The sequence below is a fragment of the Acinetobacter sp. BWR-L5 genome, assembly GCF_039655985.1.
Taxonomy (GTDB): Bacteria; Pseudomonadota; Gammaproteobacteria; order Pseudomonadales; family Moraxellaceae; genus Acinetobacter; species Acinetobacter johnsonii.
This window is the reverse complement of the sequence record NZ_JAGFEV010000004.1, coordinates 1-26,382: the sequence shown is the minus strand read 5'-3', so window position 1 is coordinate 26,382 and position 26,382 is coordinate 1. Positions and strand designations below refer to the sequence as shown.

Below are 26,382 nucleotides of genomic sequence, written 5' to 3'. Positions count from 1 at the left end.
TCAACGTGCTTAAAAACTGATAGAATATGGGGTTTTATTAATTTTATAAATTGTTGCTTTGAGAGTTACTATGTCACTGGAAGCCCTGACCACTGAAGCGCTTGCTGCGATTGCAGCAGCAGAGGACCTTGCTACACTCGATCAAGTACGAGTGCAGTTTACGGGTAAGAAAAGCCAGCTCGCTGAGCAATCCAAAGCTTTAGGTAAAATGGACCCTGAAGAGCGTAAAAATTTTGGTGCGCAAATTCATGCAGTCCGCGAAGCGATTACCGGTGCTTTAACTGAACGCCAAACACAATTACAACAAGCAGCGTTGGCGCAAAAACTTGCAAGTGAAACGGTGGATATTACTTTACCGGGTCGTGGTCAAACGATTGGTAGTATTCACCCCGTTACTCAAGTGCAAGAGCGTATTTGTCAGTTCTTTACCAAAGCGGGTTTTGTGATTGAAACTGGACCAGAAGTTGAAGATGACTATCACAACTTTGAAGCTTTAAATATTCCTGGGCATCACCCTGCGCGTGCAATGCACGATACTTTCTATTTTGATGCGACACATTTGCTACGTACCCATACTTCGGGTGTACAGATTCGTACCATGGAAACCCAGCAACCCCCGATTCGTATTGTGTGCCCGGGTCGTGTATACCGCTGTGACTCTGACCAAACGCATTCACCAATGTTCCACCAAATTGAAGGTTTGTATGTGGCTGAAAATACTAGCTTTGCAGAACTGAAAGGTTTATTGGTTAATCTATTAAACGAATTCTTTGAAAAAGACTTAAAAGTGCGTTTCCGTCCATCTTATTTCCCATTCACAGAGCCAAGTGCTGAAGTGGATATTATGGATGAGCGTGGGAAATGGTTAGAAGTGCTTGGTTGTGGCATGGTACATCCAAATGTCTTGCAGGCAGCAGGGATTGATCCTGAAAAATACAAAGGCTTTGCTTTCGGTCTAGGTGTGGAACGTTTTGCGATGCTTCGTTATGGCATCAATGACTTACGTATGTTCTACCAAAACGATGTGCGTTTCTTACGCCAATTTGCTTAATAGTTTAAACAGTTATTTTAGAATTATTGAAATCCCCCTAAATCCCCCTTTATAAAGGGGGACTGGTCTACCTAAAACGGTGGTGTGTTTTCCTCTCTTTAAAAGAGGGGTTAGGGGAGATTAAGGACATTGAATTTATGAAAATTAGCGAAAATTGGTTGCGTACATGGGTGAATCCAGCCGTTGATAGCAATACTTTATCTGACCAACTGACCATGCTAGGTTTGGAGGTCGATGATCTATCACCTGCGGCAAAACCGTTCACTGGCGTGGTTGTTGGTGAAGTGTTGACTGTAGAGCAACATCCCGATGCAGACCGTTTACGTGTGACCACGGTGAATATTGGTTCAGGCGATTCTTTACAAATAGTGTGTGGTGCACCAAACGTACGGGTTGGTATGAAAGCCCCTGTGGCAACCATTGGTGCTGTGCTTCCAGGCGATTTCAAAATCAAGAAAGGCAAACTTCGTGGCATTGAATCACAAGGGATGTTGTGTGGTGCATCTGAAATTGATCTAGAAGACAAAATTGATGGCCTTTTAGAGCTGCCCGTTGATGCACCTGTCGGTGTGGATATTCGTGAATATTTAAATTTAGATGATCATGTCATTGATATCAGCATCACGCCAAACCGTGGTGACTGTTTTAGTATTCGTGGTATTGCCCGTGAAATTGGGGTAATTAACCAACTGACTGTGACTGCACCTGAAATTAATGCCGTTGCTGCGACCATTGCTGATGAGAAAAAAGTGGTGGTGAGCACTGAAGGCTGCCCGCGCTATTTGGGTCGTGTGATTAAAAACGTGAATACCAAAGCCGCAACCCCAGAATGGATGGAACGTGCTTTGGTTCGCTCAGGGATTCGTCAGCATAGTATTTTGGTTGATATTACCAACTATGTACTGATGGAGTTGGGTCAACCGCTCCATGCTTTTGATGCCGCAAAAATTCAAGGTTCAGTCCAAGTTCGTCAAGCGAATACGGCGGAGAAATTGGTTCTACTGAATGAACAAGAAGTTGAGCTCAATGAAAAAGTCATGGTGATTGCGGATGATGAAAAAGCATTAGCGATTGCAGGCATCATGGGTGGCTTGTCTTCATCTGTTACCGATGAAACCCAAGACATTTTCTTAGAGTCTGCATTCTTTGCTCCATTAGCCATTGCAGGCCGTGCCCGCAGCTTTGGTTTACATACCGATGCGTCACAGCGTTATGAGCGTGGCGTGGATTTTGAACTCCCAATACTCGCGATGCACCGTGCATCACAATTGATTGCAGAATTGGCAGGTGGTGAGTTTGGTCCGATTACGATAGCGGAACAAGCAGCTGTTTTACCGAAGCGTGAAGCGATTGAGCTAGAACAAGCACAAGTGGATCAATTGCTCGGTTATCGCGTAGATGCTGTATTTATTGCGGATGCCTTAACCCGTTTAGGTTGTGCTGTGACAGTTAAAGCAGAAGGTCAGTGGTCTGTAGTACCGCCTTCACACCGTTATGACATGGCAATCTACCAAGACCTGATTGAAGAAGTCGCACGTATTCATGGTTATGACAACATTCAAATCAGTTTGCCAAAAATTGAAGCGCAATTGGCGCAATATCAAGACCAATTTGAAATGACTCAGCTTCGTCAAACCCTCGTGACTTTGGGTTATCAAGAGGCGATTAGCTTTAGCTTTGCAGACTTAAAGCTTGAGAAGCAACTCAATACGGCTGTGAATCCTTTGGCTTTGGCTAACCCAATTTCAAGCGATTTAGCAGTGATGCGTTCAACACTGCTCTCTAGTTTGATTCCGTGTGTGCAATACAACGTGAACCGCCAACAAAGCCGTGTCCGTTTCTTTGAATTAGGCTTGCGTTTTGACTATCAAGACGCTGAATCTATTCATGATTTGAAACAAATTCCTACCCTTGCAGTGATTGCAACAGGTGCAAAAACTTCAGAAACTTGGCATGCTAAACCTCAAGCTATGGATTTCTTTGATTTCAAAGGTGAAATTGAGGAGGTATTGGCAGCAGGTCGTGTGCAAGTAGACTATGTTCGTTCTGAGCGTAGCTGGTTGCATCCAGGACAGTCTGCTGAGATTTTAGTCGATGGCCAATCTATTGGTTACTTTGGTCGATTACATCCATCTTTAGAGGATGCGCTGGATTTGAGCACAACTTGGGTGGCTGAACTTGATCAATCGGCTGTTTTGCAAACTTATGTATCTAATTTTACAGAATTATCACGTTTTCCGTCGGTTAGACGTGATATTGCGCTTTTAATTAGTGATAAGATAAATGTAAGTGAAATTCAGCAACTTATCGAAAAAACAGGTGGTGAGCTATTAGACTCGACTTGGTTGTTCGATGTGTACACTGGGCAAGGCGTTGAAGACGGTAAGCGCTCATTGGCATTTGCACTTCTTTGGCAACACCCATCACGTACGCTTGAAGATGCTGAAATTAAATCCGGTATGGATCATATTTTACAAGTGTTGGAAAACACTTATCAGGCGACATTGAGGGCTTCATGACAGCATTAACAAAAGCGGAAATGGCTGACCATCTAAGTGAGCTCACGAGTTTAAACCGTCGTGAAGCTAAGCAAATGGTCGAGTTGTTCTTTGACGAGATTAGCCAAGCGCTAATCTCTGGTGAGCAAGTTAAACTTTCTGGTTTCGGTAACTTCGAGTTGCGTGATAAACGTCAACGTCCAGGTCGTAATCCGAAAACGGGTGAAGAAATTCCGATTTCTGCACGCCGTGTAGTGACCTTCCGCGCAGGGCAGAAATTCCGCCAGCGTGTGGGAAATGAGCAGATCGATTGATCTGCTTTTTTTTGCTTAGAATTTTTGATGATCGTTTGGCTGATTCAATTCTTGCCAAATAATGGAACGTCGTTTTTTGATAAATTTTGAGCATAAAAAAAGAGAGCCAAGGGCTCTCTTTTTCTGACTAATCTCTAAGAGATTAGTGAGCTTCAGAAGCAGCAACTTCAGAAGCAGCAGCAGTAGCTTCAGAAGCAGCAACAGTAGCTTCAGATGCAGCAGCAGCAGCATCTACAGCAACTTCAGAAGCAGCTTGAACAGCTTCAGATGCAGCAGCAACTTCAGATGCAGCAGCAGCAGCAGGAGCTTCTTCTTTCTTAGCACAGCCAACGAAAGCTAAAGTAGTAGCAACTGCAGCAGCAATAGCGATTTTTTTGAATAACATGGCATCACTCTCTAAAATATGAGATTAAAAAAAACCGACGTTAGTCTGTTGTGTGCTTTTATTGTTCCTAATTTTGCTAGGGACTAACAATGCAGGAGCAGCCTAACTGGTCTGCAAATATGCTATCACTGCGCATTTTGAATTGCTACTAGCTGGGATGAAAAAAGTGATAAAAAAGGTCTAAAAACAGGGCTTTTTTAACAGAAAATAACAATCAATGATGAGGTTTGTATTGGAGAAGTGCTGAATAAACATTTAAAAAGATGAAGGTTTTTTATTTCAAATTTTTGTTTATCAAAAACTTGCAAATAAGTTTACAGAGAATCGGATAAAATGTTGCTTTGTGTAAGCTAAGTCAACCAAATAAAAAGGCTGTCGTTAAGACAGCCTTTTTAGGTGAAGCAGGTCGGATCAACTGGTTGCTTTACGCTTCATTTGATCAAAGAAATCATCGTTGGTTTTAGTTTCTTTCATGCGATCAAGTAAGAACTCCATTGCTGCAAGTTCATCTTGAGTATGAAGTAACTTACGTAAAATCCAAACCTTACGTAGATTGTCTTCAGACATTAAGCGCTCTTCGCGACGGGTGCCAGACTTTTTGATGTTCATCGCAGGGAAGACACGTTTTTCTGCAATACGGCGATCCAGTGTAATTTCTTGGTTACCAGTACCTTTAAATTCTTCGTAGATCACTTCATCCATTTTACTGCCAGTTTCAATCAGGGCTGTAGAAATGATGGTTAGTGAGCCACCTTCTTCAATATTACGTGCTGCACCGAAGAAACGCTTAGGGCGTTCTAGCGCATGTGCATCCACACCACCAGTTAAAACCTTACCAGATGAAGGCACAACCGTGTTGTAAGCACGTGCTAAACGGGTAATGGAGTCAAGAAGAATCACAACATCTTTCTTGTGCTCAACCAAACGTTTTGCTTTTTCAATCACCATTTCAGCCACTTGAACGTGACGAGCAGGAGATTCATCAAACGTTGACGCAATGACTTCACCACGAACAGTACGTTCCATTTCGGTCACTTCTTCAGGACGTTCATCAATGAGAAGAACGATCAGGAAGCACTCAGGGTTGTTACGCACGATCGACTGAGCGATGTTTTGTAACAACATGGTTTTACCCGCTTTTGGCGGCGCTACGATAATTGAACGTTGGCCTTTACCGATAGGTGCAACCAAGTCAACTACACGTGCGGTTAAATCTTCTGTCGTCCCGTTACCAAGTTCCATCACCAATTGCTCAGTTGGGAAAAGTGGTGTTAAGTTTTCAAACAAGATTTTGTTACGTGAGTTTTCTGGAGTGTCGTAGTTAATTTGGTTCACTTTTAACAGTGCAAAATAACGTTCGCCTTCTTTGGGCGGGCGAATGGTTCCCGTAATGGTGTCACCAGTACGTAGATTGAAACGACGAATTTGAGATGGGCTAACATAAATGTCATCTGGGCCTGCAAGGTAAGAACCCGCTGCAGAGCGTAAGAAGCCGAAGCCATCTGACAGAATTTCCAAAACGCCATCACCAAAGATCTCTTCGCCATTCATCGCATGGCGCTTTAAGATGGCAAAAATAATGTCTTGCTTACGGTTACGAGCCATTCCTTCGAGGCCCATAAATTCAGCAATTTTGATGAGTTCGCCAATCGGTTTTTTCTTGAGTTCGGTTAAATTCATAGGAGGTCAGATAAGAATCAAAAATTCTAAATTACAGGATGAAAAGGAAGCAACATTTAGCCGCAGACATGCAATGAAGTAACGCAATTGTATTTGAACTATAACAATTCAGAGGACTGATTCATTGTTTGAAGAGAAACGTGTCAAAACAATTTGTATTGCCGAGCGGCGATCTTATGTGTTGTGTCTTTTAAGAAAATGACAGGATTGAATAATCCTTTATCTCTTGATCATGCAATATAAGAGAGAAAGACAGACTTGTCAATTTATAGCCGAAAAAAATACGCTGTTGTTTAGACAGCGTATTTCATTTTCAATCTAAACGGATGCTTAAATGTTTTCTTCAATGAAAGCAGTCAATTTCGATTTTGGTGCAGCGCCCACTTGTTGAGCAACAACTTCACCATTTTTGAACATGAGTAATGCAGGAATGTTACGGATGTTATAGTTCACAGCCGTTGCTTCGCAAGAAGTCACGTCAACTTTAACAATCTTCACTTTACCTTCGTATTCGTTCGCCAATACTTCTAATACAGGTGCAATTGCTTTACATGGCGCACACCAGCCTGCCCAGAAGTCAACAAGCACAGGAACGTCTGATTGAAGTACATCAGCGTCGAAGTTTGTATCAGTTGTATTTACGATATTGCCAGACATGGATAGCTCCAGTTTCAATTTTTGGATAGTTTTATGGCTAATAGTATGTCATAGCCTGCTATCACTGAGTAGATGGATTACTAAATTTTCAACCTTTAGTTTGAATTTGTCTAATTGAAGCTCACGATGTTACTGATCGTGTAACACAATTGTCATATATGCCGAAATTTTAAAGGCTCGTCAATTTCTGACCACAAATGGCTTTTAAATTGCATGGAGGTGAATTAATCTAAGCACAATTCTGTATAGGTTTATATTAAATCATGTCTGATTTTTTGATTGATGAAGAGTTACTTGCTGCCATCGATATGGGGTCGAACAGCTTCCACTTAGCGATTGCGCGAGTGGACCATGGCGAAGTGAAAAAAGTTGCGTCAATGTCAGAAAAAGTACAGTTAGCAGCGGGTTTAGATGAAAATAAAAACTTAACAGAAGCCGCACAGCAACGTGGTTTGGCCTGTTTATCTCGCTTTGTCGGACGCTTAGGTTCGGTTCAGCCGAATCGTTTAAGAATTGTGGCGACCAATGCGCTACGCCAAGCCAAAAATGGACATGAATTTATTCAAAAAGCGGCAGAAATTTTGCCGAAGCACATCGAAATTATTGCAGGTCGTGAAGAGGCTCGTCTGATTTATTTGGGTGTATCGCACACTATGGTAAACAGTGGGCGCCGCCTTGTGATTGATATCGGTGGTGGTTCAACAGAGCTGATTATTGGTGAAGAATTTGAGCCCATTCATACCGAATCTTTACAAATGGGCTGTGTAGCATTTACCAAAGCCTTCTTTGTTGATGGTGAAATTAACCAAAAAAGTTTTGATAAAGCCGTGGTTGCAGCACGTAAGGAGCTGTCTGGTATTGCCAATACCTATAAAGAAGCGGGTTGGGATACGGTGGTCGGTTCGAGTGGAACCATCAAAGCGTGTCGTCAAATTACTGTAAATATGGGCTGGAGTAATGAAAAAGAAGAACTCACCCGTGACGGTTTAGATAAGCTTAAAGAAAAATTGCTCAAATACAAACATGTCGCTGAGATGGAGTTTGATGGTCTGAAAGAAGACCGTCGAGCAGTTTTGCCAGCCGGAATCGCTATTTTGTATGCCATTTTTGATGTACTTGAACTGGATAAATTGGTGTATTCGGATGGTGCCCTACGCGAAGGGGTGATGTATGACTTGCTGGGACGTTTTCAACATGAAGATATTCGAGATCGTTCTGTACAAGCGTTAATGGGCCGTTATAACGCCGATCCAAAACAAGCTGAACGAGTCGTGAATATGGCTCAGCATTTGTTCGATGGTGTGGCGGATTCATTGAAATTAACCACAGAAGACAGTGATTTACTGCGTCGTGCAGCTTATCTGCATGAAATTGGTTTAGCGATTAGTCATGCCGGCTACCATCGTCATGGTGCATATTTATTGCAACATTCTGACATTGCGGGATTCTCGCAAATTGATCAAAACCATCTGTCGCATTTGGTGGCCCATCACCGTCGTAAGCTGCGCAGTGACGCGCGTGTCGATGTGATGAAGGTTGGCGGCAACAAATTAGTCTATCTGTGTTTGTTACTTCGCCTCGCAGTTTTACTGAATCATAGTCGTAGCGATCAGATGCTTCCTGCCATTGAATTAACAGTAGGCAATGCGCAACAATGGCAGCTGAGTGTTTCTGGTAATGCCGCGCAATGGCCTTTGTTGGTTGCAGACTTGCATGATGAGCAAGCGCAATTTAAGCATTGGGATGTTGAGCTGGATATCCAATCAGAACAATTTGTCGATGAATAAATTGGTCAATTAGGGATTTATGGTTGAGCTATGAAGAATAAAGCTGCGCAATCCAAAGCATGGACGACGGTTCAAATTGCACGTCATCCTGAGCGTCCGCAATTTTTAGATTATGTGAGTGAAATTTTTACCGAATTTGATGCTTTGCATGGTGATCGCTTATTTGGTGATGATGGTGCAATGATCGGTGGATTAGCTCGCTTTGATGGTCAGCCAGTCATGATTGTGGGTCAACACCGTGGTCGTAGTACGCGTGAAAAGTTACAACATAACTTTGGTATGAGTAACCCAGAAGGTTACCGTAAATCACAACGTTTACTCGATATGGCTGAACGTTTTAATCTACCCGTCTTTACATTTATTGACACCATGGGTGCATATCCAGGTGTGGGTGCAGAAGAACGTGGTCAGGCTGAAGCAATTGCAACGTCTTTGGCACAACTTTCAAGCTTGAAAGTGCCTGTCATTGCAACCGTACTCGGTGAAGGCGGTTCAGGTGGTGCACTGGGTATTGGTGTGGCTGACCGTGTGGTGATGTTATCCCATAGTATTTATTCGGTCATTTCGCCTGAAGGCTGTGCATCTATTTTATGGAAAACAGCTGAAAAAGCAGAGCAAGCCAGCGAAGCTTTGGCCTTGACTGCTGAAAAATTACAGAAAATTGGTATTGTTGAATATGTGGTCGATGAAGGTGAAGGCGCTCATCTCAACCCAGAACAAGTCATGCATGCTTTAAAAACCGTTTTAAAAGATGCATTGGCTGAGTTGCAACCAATGGATGCGAATGAACGATGCGAAGCACGTTACCAACGTTTAATGAAGTTTGGCAGCGACAATTTAGGGCTAGTGTCTTAACTGAGTTTCAGGATACGCCTGAACAGCCTCATTTTTTAATCGGATGTAGTGGTGGCATGGATTCCATGCTGCTACTCCATTTGATGTCTCATTTATTTCCCAAGCGCATTCGCGCTATCTATATTGATCATCAATTGCAGGATGTCAGTCCGCAGTGGGGCAGCTTTGTTCAAGAACAATGCTATGTCTTGGATGTCCCATGTGTGATTCAAGCGGTGGATGTTGATACAGGCAATGTAGAAAGCCAAGCGCGTAGTGCACGTTATGCGGCCTTTCAGAAGCATCTTCTTGCCAATGAAATTTTAGTTCTCGCCCATCATCAACAAGATCAAGCCGAAACCGTTTTACTCCGATTACTCTCTGGTGCGGGGATTCATGGACTTGCTGCCATGCAAAGCATCGATATACGAGAGAAATTTACAATTTGGCGCCCTCTATTGGCTTTGTCCAGACAGCAAATTGAGCTGTGGGCCGCTGAGATGCAGCTAAGAAATATTCAAGACCAAACCAATTTTGATACCAGTTATGATCGGGCATGGTGCCGAGCTGAATTGTGGCCAATCTTAGAAAAACGCTTTCCGAAAATGCAGCAAGCTTTGGCACGCACCAGTTATTTGATGCAAGATGCCGAAACGATTTTGGCTGATGTGTTGACACAAGATTGGGCCAGTTGCGGGAATGCTGCGGTTTTAAATTTAACCCCATTTCGTCAATTATCTGCACCGAGACAGCGACAGTTGTTGTCCGCTTGGATGAAAGGTGAGGATTTATATCGCCCCGCTTTTGATATGGTGCAACGCTTGTTTGATGAAGTGATTGAATCCAAAGTGGATGCCCAAGCCGCATTGCACTGGAACCAATATTATTATGTGCGCTATCAACAACAGCTCTTTCGTGTCAGTAAAGCAGAGTATTTGGCGGAACAATTCCAGACGATTGAGTCAATTGAGCAGCGTTTTAGTTTAGATCAAGCTTATGCATTGGCTTCAGGGCAATATCGGATTGAAACACAAAAATATGGACTGTCTTCTGCATTATTGGAGCAGCCTTTACAGATAAAACCGCGCTTAGGTGGGGAAAAATTGCATTTGTATGGGCGTGTTGGGGCTTGGCCGTTGAAAAAAGCCATTCAGAGCGCACAAATTTTTCCGTGGCAACGTCATACAATACAAATATTAAGCATAGATAATGTTATGCTTGGTGTTTTTACGCCTAAAGGATTTTGGTTGGTCGAGTCGGCTTATTGTGAAGCGGGTGGATGGCAACCAAATTTAATCGCTTAGTTAAAAAATTCAGGATAGAGAAATAATCATGAGCGCAGTGTTGAATCGTAATATTTGTTTTATCGGCGGTGGTAACATGGCTCAAGCCCTCATTGGTGGCTTGATTTCACGTGGTTTACCTTCAACTCGCATTACGGTTTCTGATCCTGTTGAACAAGTTCGTCATTTATTGGCTGAAAAAGACTTGGTGGTGACTGAGGACAACGCATCTGCTATTCGTGAAGCTGATGTCGTGGTCTTAGCGGTTAAACCTCAAGTTTTAGCCAATGTTTTAAAGCCATTAAACGGTTTATTTGACGGTAAGTTGATTATTTCGATTGTTGCGGGTGCTGAAATTGCCACGATTGCTGCATTAGCTGGCAGTAATCGTATTGTTCGTGTTATGCCAAATACGCCTGCTTTAGTACAAACAGGTGCGCATGGTTTATATGCCACTGAGGCTGTAGATAAAGAAGACCGTGATTTGGCGAGCCAAGTACTTGCTGCAACAGGCTTGACCTTATGGGTAGGCGAGGAAGCGCAAATTGATGCTGTGACGGCGGTGTCTGGTTCAGGTCCTGCGTATTTTTTCTACATGATGGAAAGCATGATCCGTGCAGGTAAAAACCTCGGTCTAGATGAAAAAGTGGCAACGGCATTGACGTTGCAAACTGCTTTGGGTGCAGCACAAATGGCAATCACGAGCTCAAATACACCAGCTGAATTGCGTAAAAATGTCACTTCGCCGAATGGCACAACCCAAGCGGCACTTGAAGTGTTTGATCGTGCACAAATTTCACAAAATATCCAAGCTGCATTGGCTGCTGCTCAAAAGCGCAGTCAGGAACTTGCTCAAGAGCTGAGTGAAAGTAGCAAATAACCGTTTTATTTAGGAAAGTTCAAGTATGGGTGCAAACTCTGCGCTAATTTTTGGCATCATTATTAACGTTGCAATTTTACTGGTGTTCTTCCGCTTTCTCATGCAGTTGGCAGCGGTTAACTTTTATAACCCAGTGGTGATGTCGACCGTAAAAGCCACAAAAATTGTGGATATGTTTGGTCGTATTTTTCCAAATGTAGCGAAAGGCCGCGTTAACTTAGCGGCTTTAGTGCTTTTGGTTTTATTGTATTTACTGAAAATTTTTGGCGTCATGTATCTCTCTGGAGCGATGCCGAATAGTCCTGTACATTTGGTCATTTTAACTTTTGTGACCATGATTCAGGACTTGATTCGTTTCTGTCGTTACCTGATTTTTGCAACGATTATTTTAAGTTGGGTGGTGATGTTTACGCAATCACGCTCGCCTTATATCGAAGTGATTCAAGAACTTGCAGAACCATTATTGGCACCGTTTCGTCGTTTATTGCCCAATATGGGGATGATTGATCTTTCTCCAATCGTAGCGTTCTTGGCGTTGTATATTGCTGAAATGATTATGAATGAAGTGGCGATTGTCCTGCTCACTGGTTTATAAGATTGTAGCGATATAAAAAAGGACTCGATTGCGAGTCCTTTTTTTGTGGTTGAAATTTTTAGGTGAAGACGTTGATATTTCTTCTAGGAGGCAAATGACCTCCATACCAGCCTTACTCCTGGGAGGAGGAAGGTGCAAATGTTTTAGTGGGCTTCATCCCAGTTTCGACCTTTGCCGACTTCAACCAACAATGGCACAGAAATTTGCAAGACGGACTGCATCACGTCTGCCAGTTTCGAAGCCAGTTCATCTGCAATACTTTCATCGACTTCAAAGACTAATTCATCGTGTACTTGAAGTAGCATTTTGGCTTGATCTTTAGGCAGCATTTGATCAACAGCAATCATCGCCATTTTAATAATGTCCGCAGCAGAACCTTGCAGCGGTGCATTAATTGCGGCACGTTCAGCCGCTTGTTTGATCATTTTATTGCTTGCCATAATATCGGGCGTATACAAGCGACGGCCTAAAATGGTTTCGACAAAACCTTGTTCACGTGCAATTTGGCGGGTACGTTCCATATAGTCGAGCACGCCCGGATAACGTTGGAAGTATTTTGCAATATAGCCACGCGATTCTTCACGGCTAAAACCGAGTTGACGGGTTAAGCCAAACTCAGACATGCCGTAGAGTAGACCGAAATTGACGGCTTTGGCCTGACGACGTTGGTCTGAAGTGACATCTTCAAGTGCAACACCTAAGACCTCAGCTGCTGTACGACGGTGTACATCTTGCCCATGATTAAAAGCATCGACCAAGGCTTCATCTTGGGAGAAATGCGCCATTAAACGCAGTTCAATTTGTGAATAATCGGCTGCCAAGATCACGCGACCTTGTGGTGCAATAAAGGCTTTACGAATTTGGCGTCCAATTTCCTCGCGCACAGGAATGTTCTGTAAGTTGGGATCGGTCGAAGACAAACGACCAGTTGCGGTCAGTGCTTGGTGGTAACTGGTATGCACACGATGGGTATCACTGTTGGCTTGTTTTAATAAGCCATCGGTATAGGTGCTTTTTAGTTTGGATAAACCGCGATAGTCCAAAATCAGCTCGGTAATCGGGTGGTCAATCTTTTCTAAAACACTTTCAGAGGTACTGTACTGACCCGTTGCGGTTTTTTTGCCGCCCTTAAGTCCGAGTTTATCAAACAGAATTTCACCGACTTGCTTCGGCGAGCCGACATTGAAACTTTGTCCTGCCAGTTCGGTAATTTGGCTTTCAAGATTGGCCATGGTATTGGCAAACTCAACACCGAGTTGGTCAAGGAAGCCTAAGTCGAGCTCAATGCCGTTTTCTTCCATGATGGTCAGGACGCGGGCAACTGGCATTTCGACATTGTGCAAAATATTGACCAGTTCGGGATGCTTTTGTAGTTTGGCATCGAGCACTTCAAACAGGCGATAGGTCACGTGTGCATCTTCAGCCGCATAGTGTGCGGCGGTTTCGATCTCAATTTGGTTAAAGGTTTTCTGTTTTGCGCCTTTACCCGCCACCTGTTCAAAAGTGGTGGTTAAGTGGCTGAGGTAGAGGCGTGAAACATCATCCATCCCGTGACGAGTCGCCACAGCATTGAGTACATAAGATGCCAACATGGTATCGAAATACCAGCCTTTTAGCTCAATGCCATGATTTTCTAAGACATGTGCATCGTATTTCAAATGATGACCGATTTTCTGAACCGACCCATCTTCTAAAATAGGTTTAATTTGCGCCAAGATCTGTTCACGATCTAACTGCGCAGGTGCATTTTCATAATCATGCGCAAGTGGAACGTAATACGCATCTTGCGCATCGAACGCGACCGAGAAACCAACAATTTGCGCTACGCGATAGTCTAAACTGGTGGTTTCGGTATCAAAGGCAAAGCGTTTTTCTGTATTTAAACGTTTGAATAATTGAGTCCACTGTTCTGCACTGAGCACAGTATGGTAATTCGCTTGACCCAGTTGGTCATCGACACTGCTTTGAACGGCCTGATCTTCTGTATTGATGACAGTTTCAGACTGCGCTGATTTGGCAATGTGTTGCGTCGCTTGTTTGTAGGTTGCGCTATTCGGATTGTTTGGATGATCGAGCGATTGTAACTGCTGGCGGAATTCAAGCTCGGTATACAGTGAACGCAAGGCTTCGGTATTCGGATCTTGGAGTTTAAGATCGTCAAAGGTCAATCCTGTCTCTAAGTCACAGACAATACTTGCCAATTGGTGATCTAGAGCAATTCCATCGGCATGTTCTTTGATGTTTTGACCGACTTTGCCTTTAATTTTATCGACATTTTCTAAAATGCCACCAATCGAGCCATATTCTGTTAATAGTTTTGCTGCGGTTTTAGCCCCGACACCCGGAACACCCATAATGCCGTCAGAGGCATCGCCCATTAAAGTCAGATAGTCAATAATTTGGTTTGGCCACACCCCAAACTTTTCAAACACGCCATTTACATCCATCGGCTTGTCTTTAAAGCTGTCTTCTAGTGTGACTTTATCGGTCACCAACTGTGCCATGTCTTTATCGCCTGTGGAAATCAGCACTTGCTGTCCCGCGGCTTCCGCACGTTTGGCTAAAGTCCCGATGATGTCATCTGCTTCGGCACCTGGGAGCATGTACAAGGGGATACCCAAAGCACGAATTAAGGCATGCAAGTACGGAATTTGCTCTGATAACTCCTCAGGCATACTTGGGCGGTCACCTTTATAAATCGGCGATAGCACATGACGAAAAGTTGGTTCTGGCGTATCAAAAATGACCGCCATATGTGTTGGCTGGGTACGACGCATCAGTTTTTGGATGGCAGAAATTGCCCCACGAATTGCATTGGTATGTAAGCCAGTTGACGTGGTGAGCGGTGGCAAAGCATGAAAAGCACGAAATAAAAAGTATGAGCCATCGACCAAGACAAATGGTGGCATTGCAAGATTCCTTATCCAAATAACCTGTTTATTGTACGTGATTTTGACGCAGAACAAAGTGTATTGATGTACCGATTGGCATAGATGGTTACGGTTATGCGCTTAAAGATGTACTACAAGCTGATGTATTATTTGAAGATGAGAAAAAGAGATCGAGAACGGATGCAAACTGGACAGCGTGAAATTCGCATGATGTGGTTAATGGGGCTCACGATTGTTGCTATTGCAGCATGGTTTCTGGCCGTACCGCTGTTGAGTGCATTGTGTGGAATTGCTTTGATCATGAGTGTTATGCACTATGTTGATAGCATTGAACACCCCAGTGCGAGGTTAGCGGAACAACGGGGCGTTGCTTTCCAGCCAACGTCAAAGGTCCCTCTTTATCTTGCTGCTTTCGTTATTTTAATTGGCATGGTGGGGCAATGGGGCGGACTCATTGGATTGGGGATCAGTGGCTGGCTGTTCTTTTTCTTTCGTTGGTTACGTCGCCTAGAATATTTATTGTTATCCGTGCAAGCACAGCCACATCAGGCGATATCCGACCGAATCCTAGAATCTGAAAACGCTCCCTCTTTACCCACTACTCTAAACAACACAGATGATTTAAGTCTAAGTGAGCAAGTGAAACGCTGGCTTTGGCAGGGCAATCCTGTCTTAAAAGTTGCGATTGTGATACTGCTGATAGGGCTTATTTTATTATTACGCTTTGCCACCGAACATTGGCAGTTGAGTCTCGCGGTAAAGCTGAGCCTCGTTGCTGCGGTAAGTGTGGGCGTTGTGATCTTTGGTTATGTGCTTCGGCACAAAAACCGCAGTTTTGCTTTGGCTTTGGAAGCACTTGGACTGTCAGGCTTATTTTTGACTTTGTTTTTTGCTTACTACAATGGTGTGATTGCAAGTTTAGCGATTGCAAGTCTGTACTTTGTGGTGGTGATGGCGGTTACACTTTGGCTTAGTTTAAAACAGCAGTCGATTGAGCTGGCGTTGATGGCGATGATCATTGCTTATTTGGCGCCTTTTACTTTGCCTGTACGGAATGCCACTGCGATAGAGCTGGTGGCCTATTATTTGGTCATCAATATTGCGGTCGCGGTTTTAAGCACGTTCAGGCCGTGGAAAGTCCTCAACCAAATTGCTTTTTTAATGACGGTGGTCGTAGCCGGCACTTATGCCTTTTACCAGGGTAAAGCGTCAGAGCGAGACATGCTGGCCGTGTTGGTTTTGGCACATAGTGCGGTCTTTATTTGGTTGAGTTTTCGTTATAGTCAACTGTTGGCGCGTGAGGACTTAACTCAGTTTAAGTTAAAACCGATTTTGGATGTGGCTTTGATTTTTGCTGCACCCATTGTTGCTTTTGCTTTTTTGTATGTGATGTATTTTGAGGAAACGATTTGGCAGGCAGGCTTTAGTCTAGGCTTTGCAGCGCTCTATGCCATGCTTTATCAACTGCTAAAAAGAGCCCATAGTATTGAGCTGATTGCGCAAAGTTATCTCAGTCTGACTTTGGTCTTCTTGGCATTGATTCCCCCTATTTTACTGCCTGATCAGTGGGGTGTGGTGGGGTGGAGTGTTGAGGGTGCACTGATCTTTATGTATGCCTTATATCGAAATTCCGCTCTGAGTCGTTATTTGGCGATGGGCTTATTGGCCGTGGCAGGGCTCTCAAGTCTGTATTATGTGGTGGAGCTCAATCGTTTTCCAACGGAAGTCTATTGGGCGCTGTGTCTGAGTTATTTTGCAGTGGTTGCCGTTGCCAACAGTGTAGAGCGCTTTAGACAACAGTTGTCTTTTGCCACCATTGCCTTTTTTTGCTTACAACTACTTTCAGCAACCAGCATGTTGTTTATTTTACTTTTGGATGAAATCGACAGTAAAAGTCAGGTGACGATGGCGCTACTGATCATCGTGCTTTTATATACAGTACTGAATGAATGGCTGCTCTACCGTAAAGCCAGTTGGTCATGGCTATTACCCAAATGGATTGGCCTGATTCCGCTGTATGCAGTTGCCTTTATTTTCTTGGTGGGCTTGAGCCATGATGGCATCATTATGTGGTCGTCTGGTTTAGATCGCCTACTGTTTGCTTTAACGAGTGGATTACTCACGTTGCTGTGGTTGCGCCCGTTACAGGGCGTAGAGGATGAGCAGGAGTGGGTGAGTTTGGGTGCTTTACTGAGTTTGGCGCTCACCAGCTTAACTCTCATTCCAAGTATGCCGTATCTGAGCATGGTCATTTTACCGCTGGTCTTTGCTGCATGGTGCTATACACAACCGACTCAAACGCGATGGAGACAGTTTTGGCAAGCACGCAATACCTTAGTGCTCATGTTGTTTTGGATCGTGTGTTCTCAGATCTTTAGCCAACAAGCTTTTGCAGGGTACTGGTTACCCATTTTCAACCCATTTGACTTGGTCAGTATTGCGATGCTGATCGGTTTCATTTGGATGCTGAATTTACAAATGAAAGCGGGTTTGGAAAAAAGTCTGGGTGCCATTTTGATGATGTCGAGTCTACTTTGGCTCAGTAGTTATGTGGTGCTACGTGCGCTGCATGTCTACTTCCTCACACCCTATAATGACTGGGAAATGTGGGAAAACGCTTTGGTGCAACTGAGCTTTACTTTGCTTTGGGTCAGTTTGGCGTTCATTTGCATGCTGACGGCAACCAAACGCAACTTGCGTTCATTGTGGATTTTCGGCGGCTGTATTTTAGTTCTTGTGACGCTGAAATTGGTCTTGTTTGACTTATCTCACATTGGGACACTCACTCGAGTGATTTCATTTTTAGGCGCGGGTTTGGTGATGTTGGTAATTGCGTATATTGCGCCGATGCCGGAACTTGAGGAAAAGACCAATTAAACAAGTTCAGCTCCTTATGTCTGCAGGGATCATAAGGAGCTGAGGCGATTTATTTGATATTCGGTTCTCGTTTCAAGGCTTGCGCATTGGCATATTGATCAATTTCTTCATTGGATAAAGGACGCGAAAGCGGATGATCGACAAAGCCCATTTTCGGCACAGGAATTTCGATTTGGTTATCCAAGAAACCATTGCGAATACGTTCCTGCATTTCATCGCGTACTTGCAAAAAGTGTTCTTGCTGACACCATACGGCAAACAATAATTCAATCGAAGACTCACGAAAGGCGGTGACGGTGACGGCAGGTTTCGGGTCTGCAAGCACCAAAGGATATTTATTGGCGACATCAATCAGCACTTCACGTACTTTAATGATGTTCTCATGAAAGTTGATCGCTAGGGTGATGGGAATACGCCGTATTGGGAACTTAGAGAGGTTATGAACAGGCGCTCGAATCAGTTGTTCATTCGGCAGTCGTACATAAATGTTGTCCTGAGTGAGTAACTTAACCGAGAGGAGGTCAATTGAAATGACTTCACCTTCAATGGTATTGCCACGAATAAGGGTGATTGAAATGGTGTCGCCAATTTCAAAAGAACCTTCACCAATCAGGAACAATCCACTAATTAAGTTGGATGCTGAGGTTTGTGAGGCAAAACCCAAAGCAACCGTCAAAATACCTGCGGCGCCTAAAAATACACTCAGTTTAAAACCAGCTTCTTTGAGGCTGGCCATCACAAAAATTAGGAAAATAAAGTAAAAAATACCACGACGCCAGACCAGCCGTTGGTGGGCGTTAAACTTGGTTCCAATGGTTCGGATAAAGGTATTTGAAACCAGACGTGCCAAGAGAAACCCAACAAAACACAGCACTAAGGCAATTAAGATTTCCGTTAATCGTTCTGTATTGATGTTGGTGAAAATGCCTTTTAGGCTACTGGTAATTTCTTGGGGAATATTTGAGTTTGGCATATTTCCCCCTTAGAAGAATGAATCAAACATATTAAATAACGCACTCGCCGAAGAGCGAGGTGGATGCACATAAATCACTTTGCCTGCATGCGGAGGCGTACGATTTTCGATACGGATTCTCGGTGGCCGATCGGCACCTTCATGCAAGACTTTAATTTGTGATGTCCAAAGTCGATCCGTACTTTCACTATAAAATAAAGGCAGGGCTGAAACAGGCACGTTCATGCGGTCAAAACGCAGTTGTAAATGGCTGGTATTGTGGAACTCAATGGGAGTCACTGCACGAAATGCACGTGGTTTGAGTTGATGCAATTCAGTTCGACCATCGACAGCTGTAGCGTAGGCAATTTCACCTGTACGGTGGTTTGGCCCAAACCAAGTTTCTTTGGGTAAAATCACAGGAATATCAAATAGGGGATCGCGCTGACCTTCAATAAAACCCGAAATCCATAACGGAGTGCTGATATACAGCGTCCCGCGCTGACCAGCTGGAATATAAATCGGGTCGACAGGTTTAATTACCACTGAACGATCGGCCAAACGTGGCATCAGTTGAATTGTATGGTGAGTGTTTTTAAACATGTAGCGTTTAATTTCAACCGGTTGCGGAAAGGCGAAATGTGGGTCTTCTATCGCATGCCATTTTTGCTCATAGTCATACTGAACTTGAGGACGATGAAACTCTAAACGCCATTCTTGTAGACCGCGGGTGAGGCGAAAAAGTAATGAGCCGAACTGCCACGCACGAGCTTGATTCAACTCAAAGTTGTATTCCCCCCACCATTTTAAATTGGGGCTATCCGATTCAAACAGTTCATTCATATTAGGCAACAGCACATTTCCTTATATTGCAAATCAGTGAAAAACAGACTTCACGCTGTCATATGCTTAGAGTACACTCAAAATAATATTTTTCATCATTATTATAATTTTAAGATGCAAGTGCTTAAACAATTACAAATTCCCTATAGTTTTGCGAAGCGTCATGGCGTGCTGTTGCGTTACGAAGGTGATCAAGCCTTTATTGTGCGCCGTGAAAGTACGCCGTTGTTGGCTTTGCAAGAGGCGCGTCGTTTTTTAGGTGTGGCAGCACAACATCAACTGTGTAGTGATGAAGAATTTCATCAGCTTTTAAGCAGTAGCTATGCAGGGGACAGTGGCGAATCACAACAAGTGGCCGCAGGTTTAGAAGATCATCCCGATTTACTCAGCTTGGCTGACCAAGTGCCTGAAGCTGAAGATCTGATGGACCAAGAAGATGATGCCCCAATTGTTCGTTTGATTAATGCATTATTGTCTGAAGCCATTCGTGTTGGCGCATCCGATATTCATATTGAAGCCTTTGAAAAGAAACTATCGGTGCGTTTACGTGTCGATGGGCAATTACGTGAAATTGTGCAGCCACGCCGTGAACTAGCACCGCTGTTGGTGTCTCGTATTAAAGTTATGGCAAAACTGGATATTGCAGAAAAACGGATTCCGCAAGACGGGCGTATTTCACTGCGTTTAGCCGGGCGTGAAGTGGATGTGCGTGTATCGACTTTGCCATCATCACATGGCGAACGTGTGGTGATGCGTTTATTAGATAAACAAGCCGGTCGTTTGAACATGACCCATTTGGGTTTATTGAAATCTGACTATGAACGCTTGACTCAATTAGTGCATCGCCCACACGGCATTATTTTGGTCACAGGACCGACAGGTTCGGGTAAAACCACAACGCTTTATGCAGCACTTTCGGACCTCAATGACGGATCGAAAAATATTTTGACCGCAGAAGACCCGATTGAATATCAACTGGAAGGGATTGGACAGACACAAGTCAACACCAAAGTCGATATGACTTTTGCGAGAGCCTTAAAGGCCATGCTACGACAAGACCCTGATGTAGTCATGGTCGGTGAAATACGTGACTTGGAAACGGCTGAAATTGCGGTACAAGCATCGCTCACAGGGCATTTGGTTTTATCTACACTGCATACCAATACGGCCATTGGTGCGGTGACCCGCTTAAAAGATATGGGCATTGAACCATTTTTACTGTCGAGTTCTTTGATTGGTGTGATTGCACAGCGTTTAGTGCGAACCTTATGTAGCCATTGTTCCATTTGGCATGATGCCGATACTTTTGAAACACAACTGTTTCAGCATTTGAACCCAAAAGTAGAACTTCAGTTACCTCAACCGAATGGCTGTGAACGTTGTTCACATACGGGTTTTACGGGGCGGACGGCAATTTATGAAATTGTTGCTGTGGACGATCAGATGCGCCGTTTAGTTCATGGCAATGCAGCTGAGTTTGAGCTAGAAAGTTATGCAAGACAACACTCAGGTTCTATTCGTGATGATGGTTTGCGTAAAGTATTGGCGGGGAAAACCACACTGGAAGAAGTATTGCGTGTGACCAATGATGCTGCTGAATAATAGAATATCGAGTAGTGGATACGGATTATGTGTGTAGTTGTATTATCCTGAAATTACCTGATGTGTTTCATAACAGATTTCGTTTTACTTTTAGAATGAAAATAAAGAACTTTATAATGATGAATAAATCCTTAGCCTTGTTTGGTGTGCTGAGTGGTATGAGTATTTTTACTCCACTCAGCTTTGCAAAAGATGAAACTTTTAATGTTTATAAACAATGCCATGATGAAATGGAGTGGTCTTGTGATGTCATTAGAAGCACCCATGGCAAGAAAGAAAAAGTTTATGGCGGTATGAAATCACCAAATATTGAGCGTTTAAATCAAAATTATTATCATGTTCAAATGTCATGTGGTAGTCCATGTCAGGCTCATAGTTTTCTATCGAGAAATAAACAAGAAGATGATGCGACTCAAGAATTTATCGCTATTGATACGAAGAGTAATTGTTTAATTGAAACTGATTCTAAACACAATAAAATCACAGCTCGCCAATTAAATTCGAAAAAAAGACATACTTTGATCAGTACTCAGCACCCTATTTTTCAAAATGTCCCTATTTTTGATATTGCCCAATACACTGTGTTTCAAGGCACTTCTTATTTTGATCAAAAAGGAAATTTGATTTTGCTGGCAGATGAAATCGATGATCAAAAGAAATTTAAAAAGATATTTCCAAACCCTTGTAAGTTATGAAATCTCTATCCCAAAGCTATGGCTTTAGGATAGAAGAGGTGACTTAAACAATTACATTCAATGTCACATCAATATTGCCACGTGTTGCATTTGAATAAGGGCAAACGATATGTGCTGCATCCACTAATTTTTGCGCTTCTGCTTGCTCTAAACCTTCTAAATGAATGTTCAAGGTCACTTGAATACCAAAGCCTGTTGGAATCGGGCCAATACCTACATCACCTTCGATATAAACATCAGGTGTAATTTTTAATTGGTCACGGTTAGCAACAAACTTCATTGCACCTAGAAAACATGCAGAATAACCTGCGGCAAAAAGCTGTTCAGGGTTCGTTCCACCACCTGCGCCGCCCATTTCTTTAGGAACGGTGAGTTTTACATCTAAAATTCCATCAGAAGAGGTTGCGCGACCATCACGGCCACCTGTCGCTTTAGCATGTGCTGTATAAACTACTTTTTCTAAAGACATTGTGATTCCCAGAATATTGTATTTGAGTTCTTATCCTGTCCTAAATTGCAGAAAGAATAAGCAGTGTTTTTGTAAATTTATACAGAGTATGCTTGCGTTTAAATTGAGGGTTTAGTTAATTAAAAATCAATGGTATAGAATCCTATTATTGTTTTTTAACATTCGCAATCGGGGCTTGTCGATGTGAATGAAAACTGAGAGGGATTTGAGGGATTATTAATTTTTAAAGATAAATAGAGTCATGTATTTTATGAGAGCTAGATCTACTCAATGCAAGAGCAGCAAATCAATATGAAGTTTTTGTGCGAAGACTGACGTTATCTTAAATGATCGCGGCTTGATTAAAACTGCACTAATTTTCGGTGTTGCATCAACGGCATACTTTCACGAATTTGAGCTTGTTCTGCCAAGTCAAAAGGAACCGTAATCAACTGTGCGCCCGGGTTAAGAATCAAATCCAAAACTTGACCACGGCTATTGGTTGCCGCTGCATGTCCCCAAGTTTGTCTCTTTTCACCATGCCAGCCTTGTTGTGCGGCGCCTAAAACCTGACATTGACTGTCCATCGCACGGGCTTGTAATAATAACTGCCAGTGCATTTGCCCTGTGGTGTAGGTAAACGCAGCGGGTGCAGTCAAAATATTTGCACCGCGCGCGCGTAAAGTTAAAGCCAATTCAGGAAAGCGTAAGTCATAGCAAACCATCAAGCCAATATTACCAAAAGGTGTTTTTGCCACAACGACCTCTGTACCAGGTTCAAAAAACTTCGATTCTTGGTAGCCACCCACAGCATCGCCAACTTGTACGTCAAACAAATGAATTTTGTCATAACGTGCTTCAGTACGTTCAGGGCTGATGCAAAGACTGACTGTACGAACACGACCATCTTCAATAACAGAACCATCTGGACGGAACGGACATGGGAGGGTACCCGCGACGATCCAGATCTGATATTGATGGGCAAGATTTTCTAAACGCTTTTGAATGTCTTCAAACTGTGCTGCGGTCTCACGTTGTTTGCCTGCGGCAAAACAAACGAAGTTTTCGGGGAACACAATAAGTTCAGCACCATTTGCTTTACTTTGTTGAATGAGAGACTCAATGACAAGGAAGTTTGCTTCAATGTCATTTTGAGAGTTCATCTGTACAACAGAAAGTAAAGTCATAAATGGGCCTACAAAATTTGTTGTTATGCGTTTTGTTGCTGTGACACTTGGTCGAGGCTGTCTTGTTCTTTTTGCAACTGTTTGACCAAAGGTTCAAACATATTTTGATTACTTTGATTCAGTTCCATCAAAGTTTTATGTGCATCTAGTACGGTGTTTAACATATTACGATGTGTAATGTGCTCTTCCATCAGTTCGAGGGTACAAACGTTTGGATCGCCGCAGTAGTTTAAAATCACAAAAACCTGCCCTAGCCCCATGCTGTTGGCTAAGGTAGTGATATCAGAGTTGGTGGACAACATGACAGCTTGGATATTATGGATCTGTTTAAGCTTTAAGCCTAACTTTGCCAAAATGCCTAACACAGTGCTGTCGATGAATGTAGTTTGGGTTAAATCTACGATTGCACCAACAACATTTGACTGTTGTTCAATACGGTTTAAAAGTTTGTCTAGACTGATACAAGATTGGGCACGCACTTCGCCAATAAGCTTAAAAATATGCGTTCCATTCAAGCTTGCATATTCAACATGACCTGTTGACATATAAATGCCATTTGCAGAGAAGGATAGGAAATTATCCCATAGGGCAAATACTTACTCAAGTATCTAACAGTCTTAGAAGATAGGATATTGTAATAAGTTATTGATAATTTAATTAATTCATTCGACGTAAACTTAAAATGGCAATATCGTCTGCAACATGCTCTGGTGCTTCAAAGGATTGATTTTGCAAATGATACACCAATTGTGTGAACTGATCATTCAGTCCGCCATTGAAGGGTTCGAGTGCGCCATCGGAACAAATAATGAAGCGGGCATGACGGTTGAGTACACATTCATGCTCTTCAACTTCTAGTTCTTCAGTAAGGCCTAAAGGAAAACTACTGGTATGTAATATTTTAGGAGCTTGATTTGGCTCAAAGATAATTGCGGGGGGGTAATGTCCTGCACTCGACCAGCGAAGTTGATGTGTTTCGAGGTTTAAAATCCCTGCAATCATGGTGATGTGCTTTTCAATATTCTCTTGAACCAACATGCCATTGAGTTTCTTAATTAACCCACGCGGTGTTTTGGCACGACCATGAAAAGCAGCCATCCAAGAGGTTAATAAGCTACTGGTGACCCCATGACCGGATACATCAGCCAAATAGAACATCACTTCTTTATCGCTAATTTTCCAATAATCAAACCAGTCTCCGGACAAATAAGCAGAAGGTTGAAAAAACGTTTCAACGGTGTAGTTTTGGAGTTCTATAGGGTTTGGTAAAAGTCGCTTTTGTAACTCTGCTGCGGAAGGCAGATCGCGACTGTCTTGATTACGCTTATATTGAGCATCAATTTTGAGTAAGGATTGCTGTGGGTTACTGGGCAGTTTATTCCACATCCAACCTGCTAAAGCACCGAGTTCCCAAGCTTGGGCTAAAGCACTACCTTCATTTTCAAAGGCAAGGACAATGGTGGGAAGTGTCCATTTATAATCTAAATAATCTTGGATATCGGCAATAGCAATAATAGTCGGGTCATAAAGATCAATGTCTTCTATGCGAATCATTTGCACACTTGGTAGTGTGTCTAGCACCTGTTCTAAATATGGAATATGGCGAGAAGGTTGAATGAAATACATAAAAAAAATGGCTTATCCTTAGCATTAAGCTATTGCTTTACTATAACAAGCAAATTACAGCTAGAGAAAAAAAATTCAACTCTAGCTGCAATACATTGTTATTCGGTATCTAACATTTGATGTGATTCATTGGTTGATGGAGAGCTAGATGAATCATCATCACCGACATCATCAATAAACATCCCTTCAGATTCTTGGCCTTTTTTCTCAGCAATAATGAAGTTTTTACGTTGTAAATAAATATCACGAATTGAGGAGTATTTGTCGCCTTGAATCGCACCTTCAATATCAATCAGTTGTGATCGCACATCAATACCACGTAAAGCCTGTTCCGCCCAATACAGGCCTTCTTCATCTTCTAAAATGTATCTTTGTGGGCGTGCATAGCCATCAACAACCAAGCCAAAGCCATCACGGAAAGTACTTGGCCCAAAAACAGGAAGTACTAGGTATGGGCCAGATGGAACCCCCCAATAGCCAAGAGTCGTACCAAAGTTTTCATCTTCAGTTTCTAAACCCAAGCGCGAAGCAGGATCTGCAAAACCTAAAGTAGTTACCGTATTAATGGTAAATCGACCTAAAGTTTTTGCGGCACGGCCGGGACGACCTTGTATAAGTTGGTTCACCGCATTCCAAGGTTCACCGAGGTTTTTACGGAAGCCACTATAAGAGTCACGAATCGGAGAAGGGATCTTTTCTTTATATTCCACCGCAATTGGGCGAACGATCGCACGATCTAAAGCATCATTGACGGCAAAAATTTGTCTATTTAAAGGCTGAAGTGGATCTTTTACATTATCAGGTTGTGCTGCATTGGCATCTACTTTTAAATCTTTTGCTTTAATATTCTTTAATTCTTTAAGCGAAGAAGATTGAGCTGTTTGCGGATCAGCACTGGTATCTATTTCGCTGGCAGCCGCAGGCGCTACATCTTCAGCAAATGCAAATGTTGTAAAGCCTACAAAGAGTAGACCAGCACATAAGTGGCGAATGTGTTGCATATAAAAGAGTTCCGGAACTTTATAATCAGCAGGTGAATTAAAAAAATAATGTTTTAACTATCTTAACAGCTCTTTATTGCTCATTGTTAAATCAAATTTTAAGAAATGTTAGTAAAAAAACGCCATTTTGCTGAATAAATAAACAAGTGGAGGTTTTTTTATAAAAAATTGAATAAAGGGGGTTGTGTTGGTTTGGAAATACTGTAGAATGCACATCCATCGGCGGTGATGTTGATTAAAACTTGTTGAGAAACAAGGATTTAGCCCAAGTGGTAGAATCTGGAAGTCTTGAATAA

The 26,382-nt window shown here is 42.8% G+C and carries 22 protein-coding genes; 11 read left to right on the top strand and 11 right to left on the bottom strand.

The annotated features are described in order from the left end of the window. Positions 1–70 precede the first annotated feature (70 nt). The 3 genes from pheS (at position 71) to JZ787_RS08015 (ending at position 3,863) form a co-directional block, all read left to right on the top strand. Entirely contained in the window at positions 71–1,051 is a 981-nt protein-coding gene (gene pheS / locus JZ787_RS08025) for a phenylalanine--tRNA ligase subunit alpha (RefSeq protein ID WP_004979194.1), read from the top strand. Positions 1,052–1,188: 137 nt separating this feature from the next. Further along, complete coding sequence (pheT, locus tag JZ787_RS08020) at positions 1,189–3,570, top strand: phenylalanine--tRNA ligase subunit beta (protein ID WP_346312078.1); 2,382 nt, start codon at positions 1,189–1,191, stop codon at positions 3,568–3,570. Beyond that, entirely contained in the window at positions 3,567–3,863 is a 297-nt protein-coding gene (locus tag JZ787_RS08015; protein ID WP_004649746.1) for an integration host factor subunit alpha, read from the top strand. The genes pheT and JZ787_RS08015 overlap by 4 nt, the downstream gene beginning before the upstream one ends. 142 nt (positions 3,864–4,005) lie before the next feature. On the opposite strand, the gene JZ787_RS08010 is transcribed toward JZ787_RS08015, so the two are convergent. From JZ787_RS08010 to trxA, 3 genes are all read right to left on the bottom strand, one after another. Continuing rightward, entirely contained in the window at positions 4,006–4,248 is a 243-nt protein-coding gene (locus JZ787_RS08010; RefSeq protein ID WP_218289394.1) for a hypothetical protein, read from the bottom strand. Positions 4,249–4,659: 411 nt separating this feature from the next. After that, entirely contained in the window at positions 4,660–5,928 is a 1,269-nt protein-coding gene (gene rho, locus JZ787_RS08005) for a transcription termination factor Rho (RefSeq protein WP_004692266.1), read from the bottom strand. Positions 5,929–6,258: 330 nt separating this feature from the next. Further along, the gene (trxA, locus tag JZ787_RS08000; protein WP_004692264.1) at positions 6,259–6,585 is read right to left on the bottom strand and encodes a thioredoxin; all 327 of its coding nucleotides are present in this window, start codon (positions 6,583–6,585) and stop codon (positions 6,259–6,261) included. Between the two features lie 263 nt (positions 6,586–6,848). Between trxA and ppx the strand changes: the two genes are divergently transcribed. The 5 genes from ppx to JZ787_RS07975 are packed head-to-tail and all read left to right on the top strand — an operon-like array spanning position 6,849 to position 11,964. Continuing rightward, positions 6,849–8,372 (top strand): exopolyphosphatase, encoded by a 1,524-nt coding sequence (gene ppx, locus JZ787_RS07995; protein WP_004692262.1) that lies wholly within the window; start codon positions 6,849–6,851, stop codon positions 8,370–8,372. A gap of 30 nt (positions 8,373–8,402) precedes the next feature. Then, complete coding sequence (locus tag JZ787_RS07990) at positions 8,403–9,227, top strand: acetyl-CoA carboxylase carboxyltransferase subunit alpha (protein WP_078388708.1); 825 nt, start codon at positions 8,403–8,405, stop codon at positions 9,225–9,227. Beyond that, positions 9,164–10,510 (top strand): tRNA lysidine(34) synthetase TilS, encoded by a 1,347-nt coding sequence (gene tilS, locus JZ787_RS07985; protein WP_168157941.1) that lies wholly within the window; start codon positions 9,164–9,166, stop codon positions 10,508–10,510. The genes JZ787_RS07990 and tilS overlap by 64 nt, the downstream gene beginning before the upstream one ends. Positions 10,511–10,532: 22 nt before the next feature. Beyond that, positions 10,533–11,369: a pyrroline-5-carboxylate reductase gene (proC, locus tag JZ787_RS07980; RefSeq protein ID WP_171054246.1), complete on the top strand. Its 837-nt coding sequence runs from the start codon at positions 10,533–10,535 to the stop codon at positions 11,367–11,369. A gap of 25 nt (positions 11,370–11,394) precedes the next feature. Beyond that, positions 11,395–11,964, top strand: coding sequence for a YggT family protein (locus JZ787_RS07975; RefSeq protein ID WP_004979206.1), 570 nt, complete (start codon positions 11,395–11,397; stop codon positions 11,962–11,964). Between the two features lie 143 nt (positions 11,965–12,107). Here the strand turns inward: JZ787_RS07975 and polA are convergent, their stop codons facing one another. Next, positions 12,108–14,873: a DNA polymerase I gene (gene polA / locus JZ787_RS07970; RefSeq protein ID WP_346312077.1), complete on the bottom strand. Its 2,766-nt coding sequence runs from the start codon at positions 14,871–14,873 to the stop codon at positions 12,108–12,110. 162 nt (positions 14,874–15,035) lie between these two features. Here polA and JZ787_RS07965 point away from each other — a divergent pair, with 162 nt between their 5' ends. Beyond that, on the top strand, positions 15,036–17,732 hold the full coding sequence (locus JZ787_RS07965) for a DUF2339 domain-containing protein (RefSeq protein WP_346312076.1): 2,697 nt from the start codon (positions 15,036–15,038) through the stop codon (positions 17,730–17,732). Between the two features lie 49 nt (positions 17,733–17,781). Here JZ787_RS07965 and JZ787_RS07960 read toward each other — a convergent pair whose 3' ends face one another. Both JZ787_RS07960 and JZ787_RS07955 read right to left on the bottom strand, forming a co-directional pair. After that, entirely contained in the window at positions 17,782–18,705 is a 924-nt protein-coding gene (locus tag JZ787_RS07960; protein WP_004692251.1) for a mechanosensitive ion channel family protein, read from the bottom strand. 9 nt (positions 18,706–18,714) lie between these two features. Continuing rightward, positions 18,715–19,536, bottom strand: coding sequence for a hypothetical protein (locus JZ787_RS07955; RefSeq protein ID WP_004692248.1), 822 nt, complete (start codon positions 19,534–19,536; stop codon positions 18,715–18,717). 105 nt (positions 19,537–19,641) lie between these two features. Here JZ787_RS07955 and gspE point away from each other — a divergent pair, with 105 nt between their 5' ends. Together gspE and JZ787_RS07945 are read left to right on the top strand one after the other, a co-directional pair. After that, positions 19,642–21,129, top strand: coding sequence for a type II secretion system ATPase GspE (gene gspE, locus JZ787_RS07950; RefSeq protein ID WP_234950658.1), 1,488 nt, complete (start codon positions 19,642–19,644; stop codon positions 21,127–21,129). Positions 21,130–21,245: 116 nt separating this feature from the next. Then, positions 21,246–21,824 carry a hypothetical protein gene (locus JZ787_RS07945; protein WP_346312075.1) on the top strand — a complete coding sequence of 193 codons (579 nt, stop codon included), beginning with the start codon at positions 21,246–21,248 and terminating at the stop codon, positions 21,822–21,824. Positions 21,825–21,867: 43 nt separating this feature from the next. On the opposite strand, the gene JZ787_RS07940 is transcribed toward JZ787_RS07945, so the two are convergent. From JZ787_RS07940 to JZ787_RS07920, 5 genes are all read right to left on the bottom strand, one after another. Next, complete coding sequence (locus JZ787_RS07940) at positions 21,868–22,293, bottom strand: organic hydroperoxide resistance protein (protein WP_005400731.1); 426 nt, start codon at positions 22,291–22,293, stop codon at positions 21,868–21,870. Between the two features lie 341 nt (positions 22,294–22,634). Then, a complete protein-coding gene (locus JZ787_RS07935) occupies positions 22,635–23,459 on the bottom strand; it encodes a carbon-nitrogen hydrolase family protein (RefSeq protein WP_346312074.1) in 825 nt (274 codons plus the stop codon). A 23-nt stretch (positions 23,460–23,482) separates the two neighbouring features. Continuing rightward, positions 23,483–24,004 carry an anti-anti-sigma factor GigB gene (gene gigB, locus JZ787_RS07930; protein WP_004692241.1) on the bottom strand — a complete coding sequence of 174 codons (522 nt, stop codon included), beginning with the start codon at positions 24,002–24,004 and terminating at the stop codon, positions 23,483–23,485. Positions 24,005–24,116: 112 nt separating this feature from the next. Further along, positions 24,117–25,085 carry an RsbU family protein phosphatase GigA gene (gene gigA / locus JZ787_RS07925; protein WP_078388698.1) on the bottom strand — a complete coding sequence of 323 codons (969 nt, stop codon included), beginning with the start codon at positions 25,083–25,085 and terminating at the stop codon, positions 24,117–24,119. Between the two features lie 98 nt (positions 25,086–25,183). After that, on the bottom strand, positions 25,184–26,086 hold the full coding sequence (locus tag JZ787_RS07920; protein WP_346312073.1) for a VacJ family lipoprotein: 903 nt from the start codon (positions 26,084–26,086) through the stop codon (positions 25,184–25,186). Between the last annotated feature and the right edge of the window lie 296 nt (positions 26,087–26,382).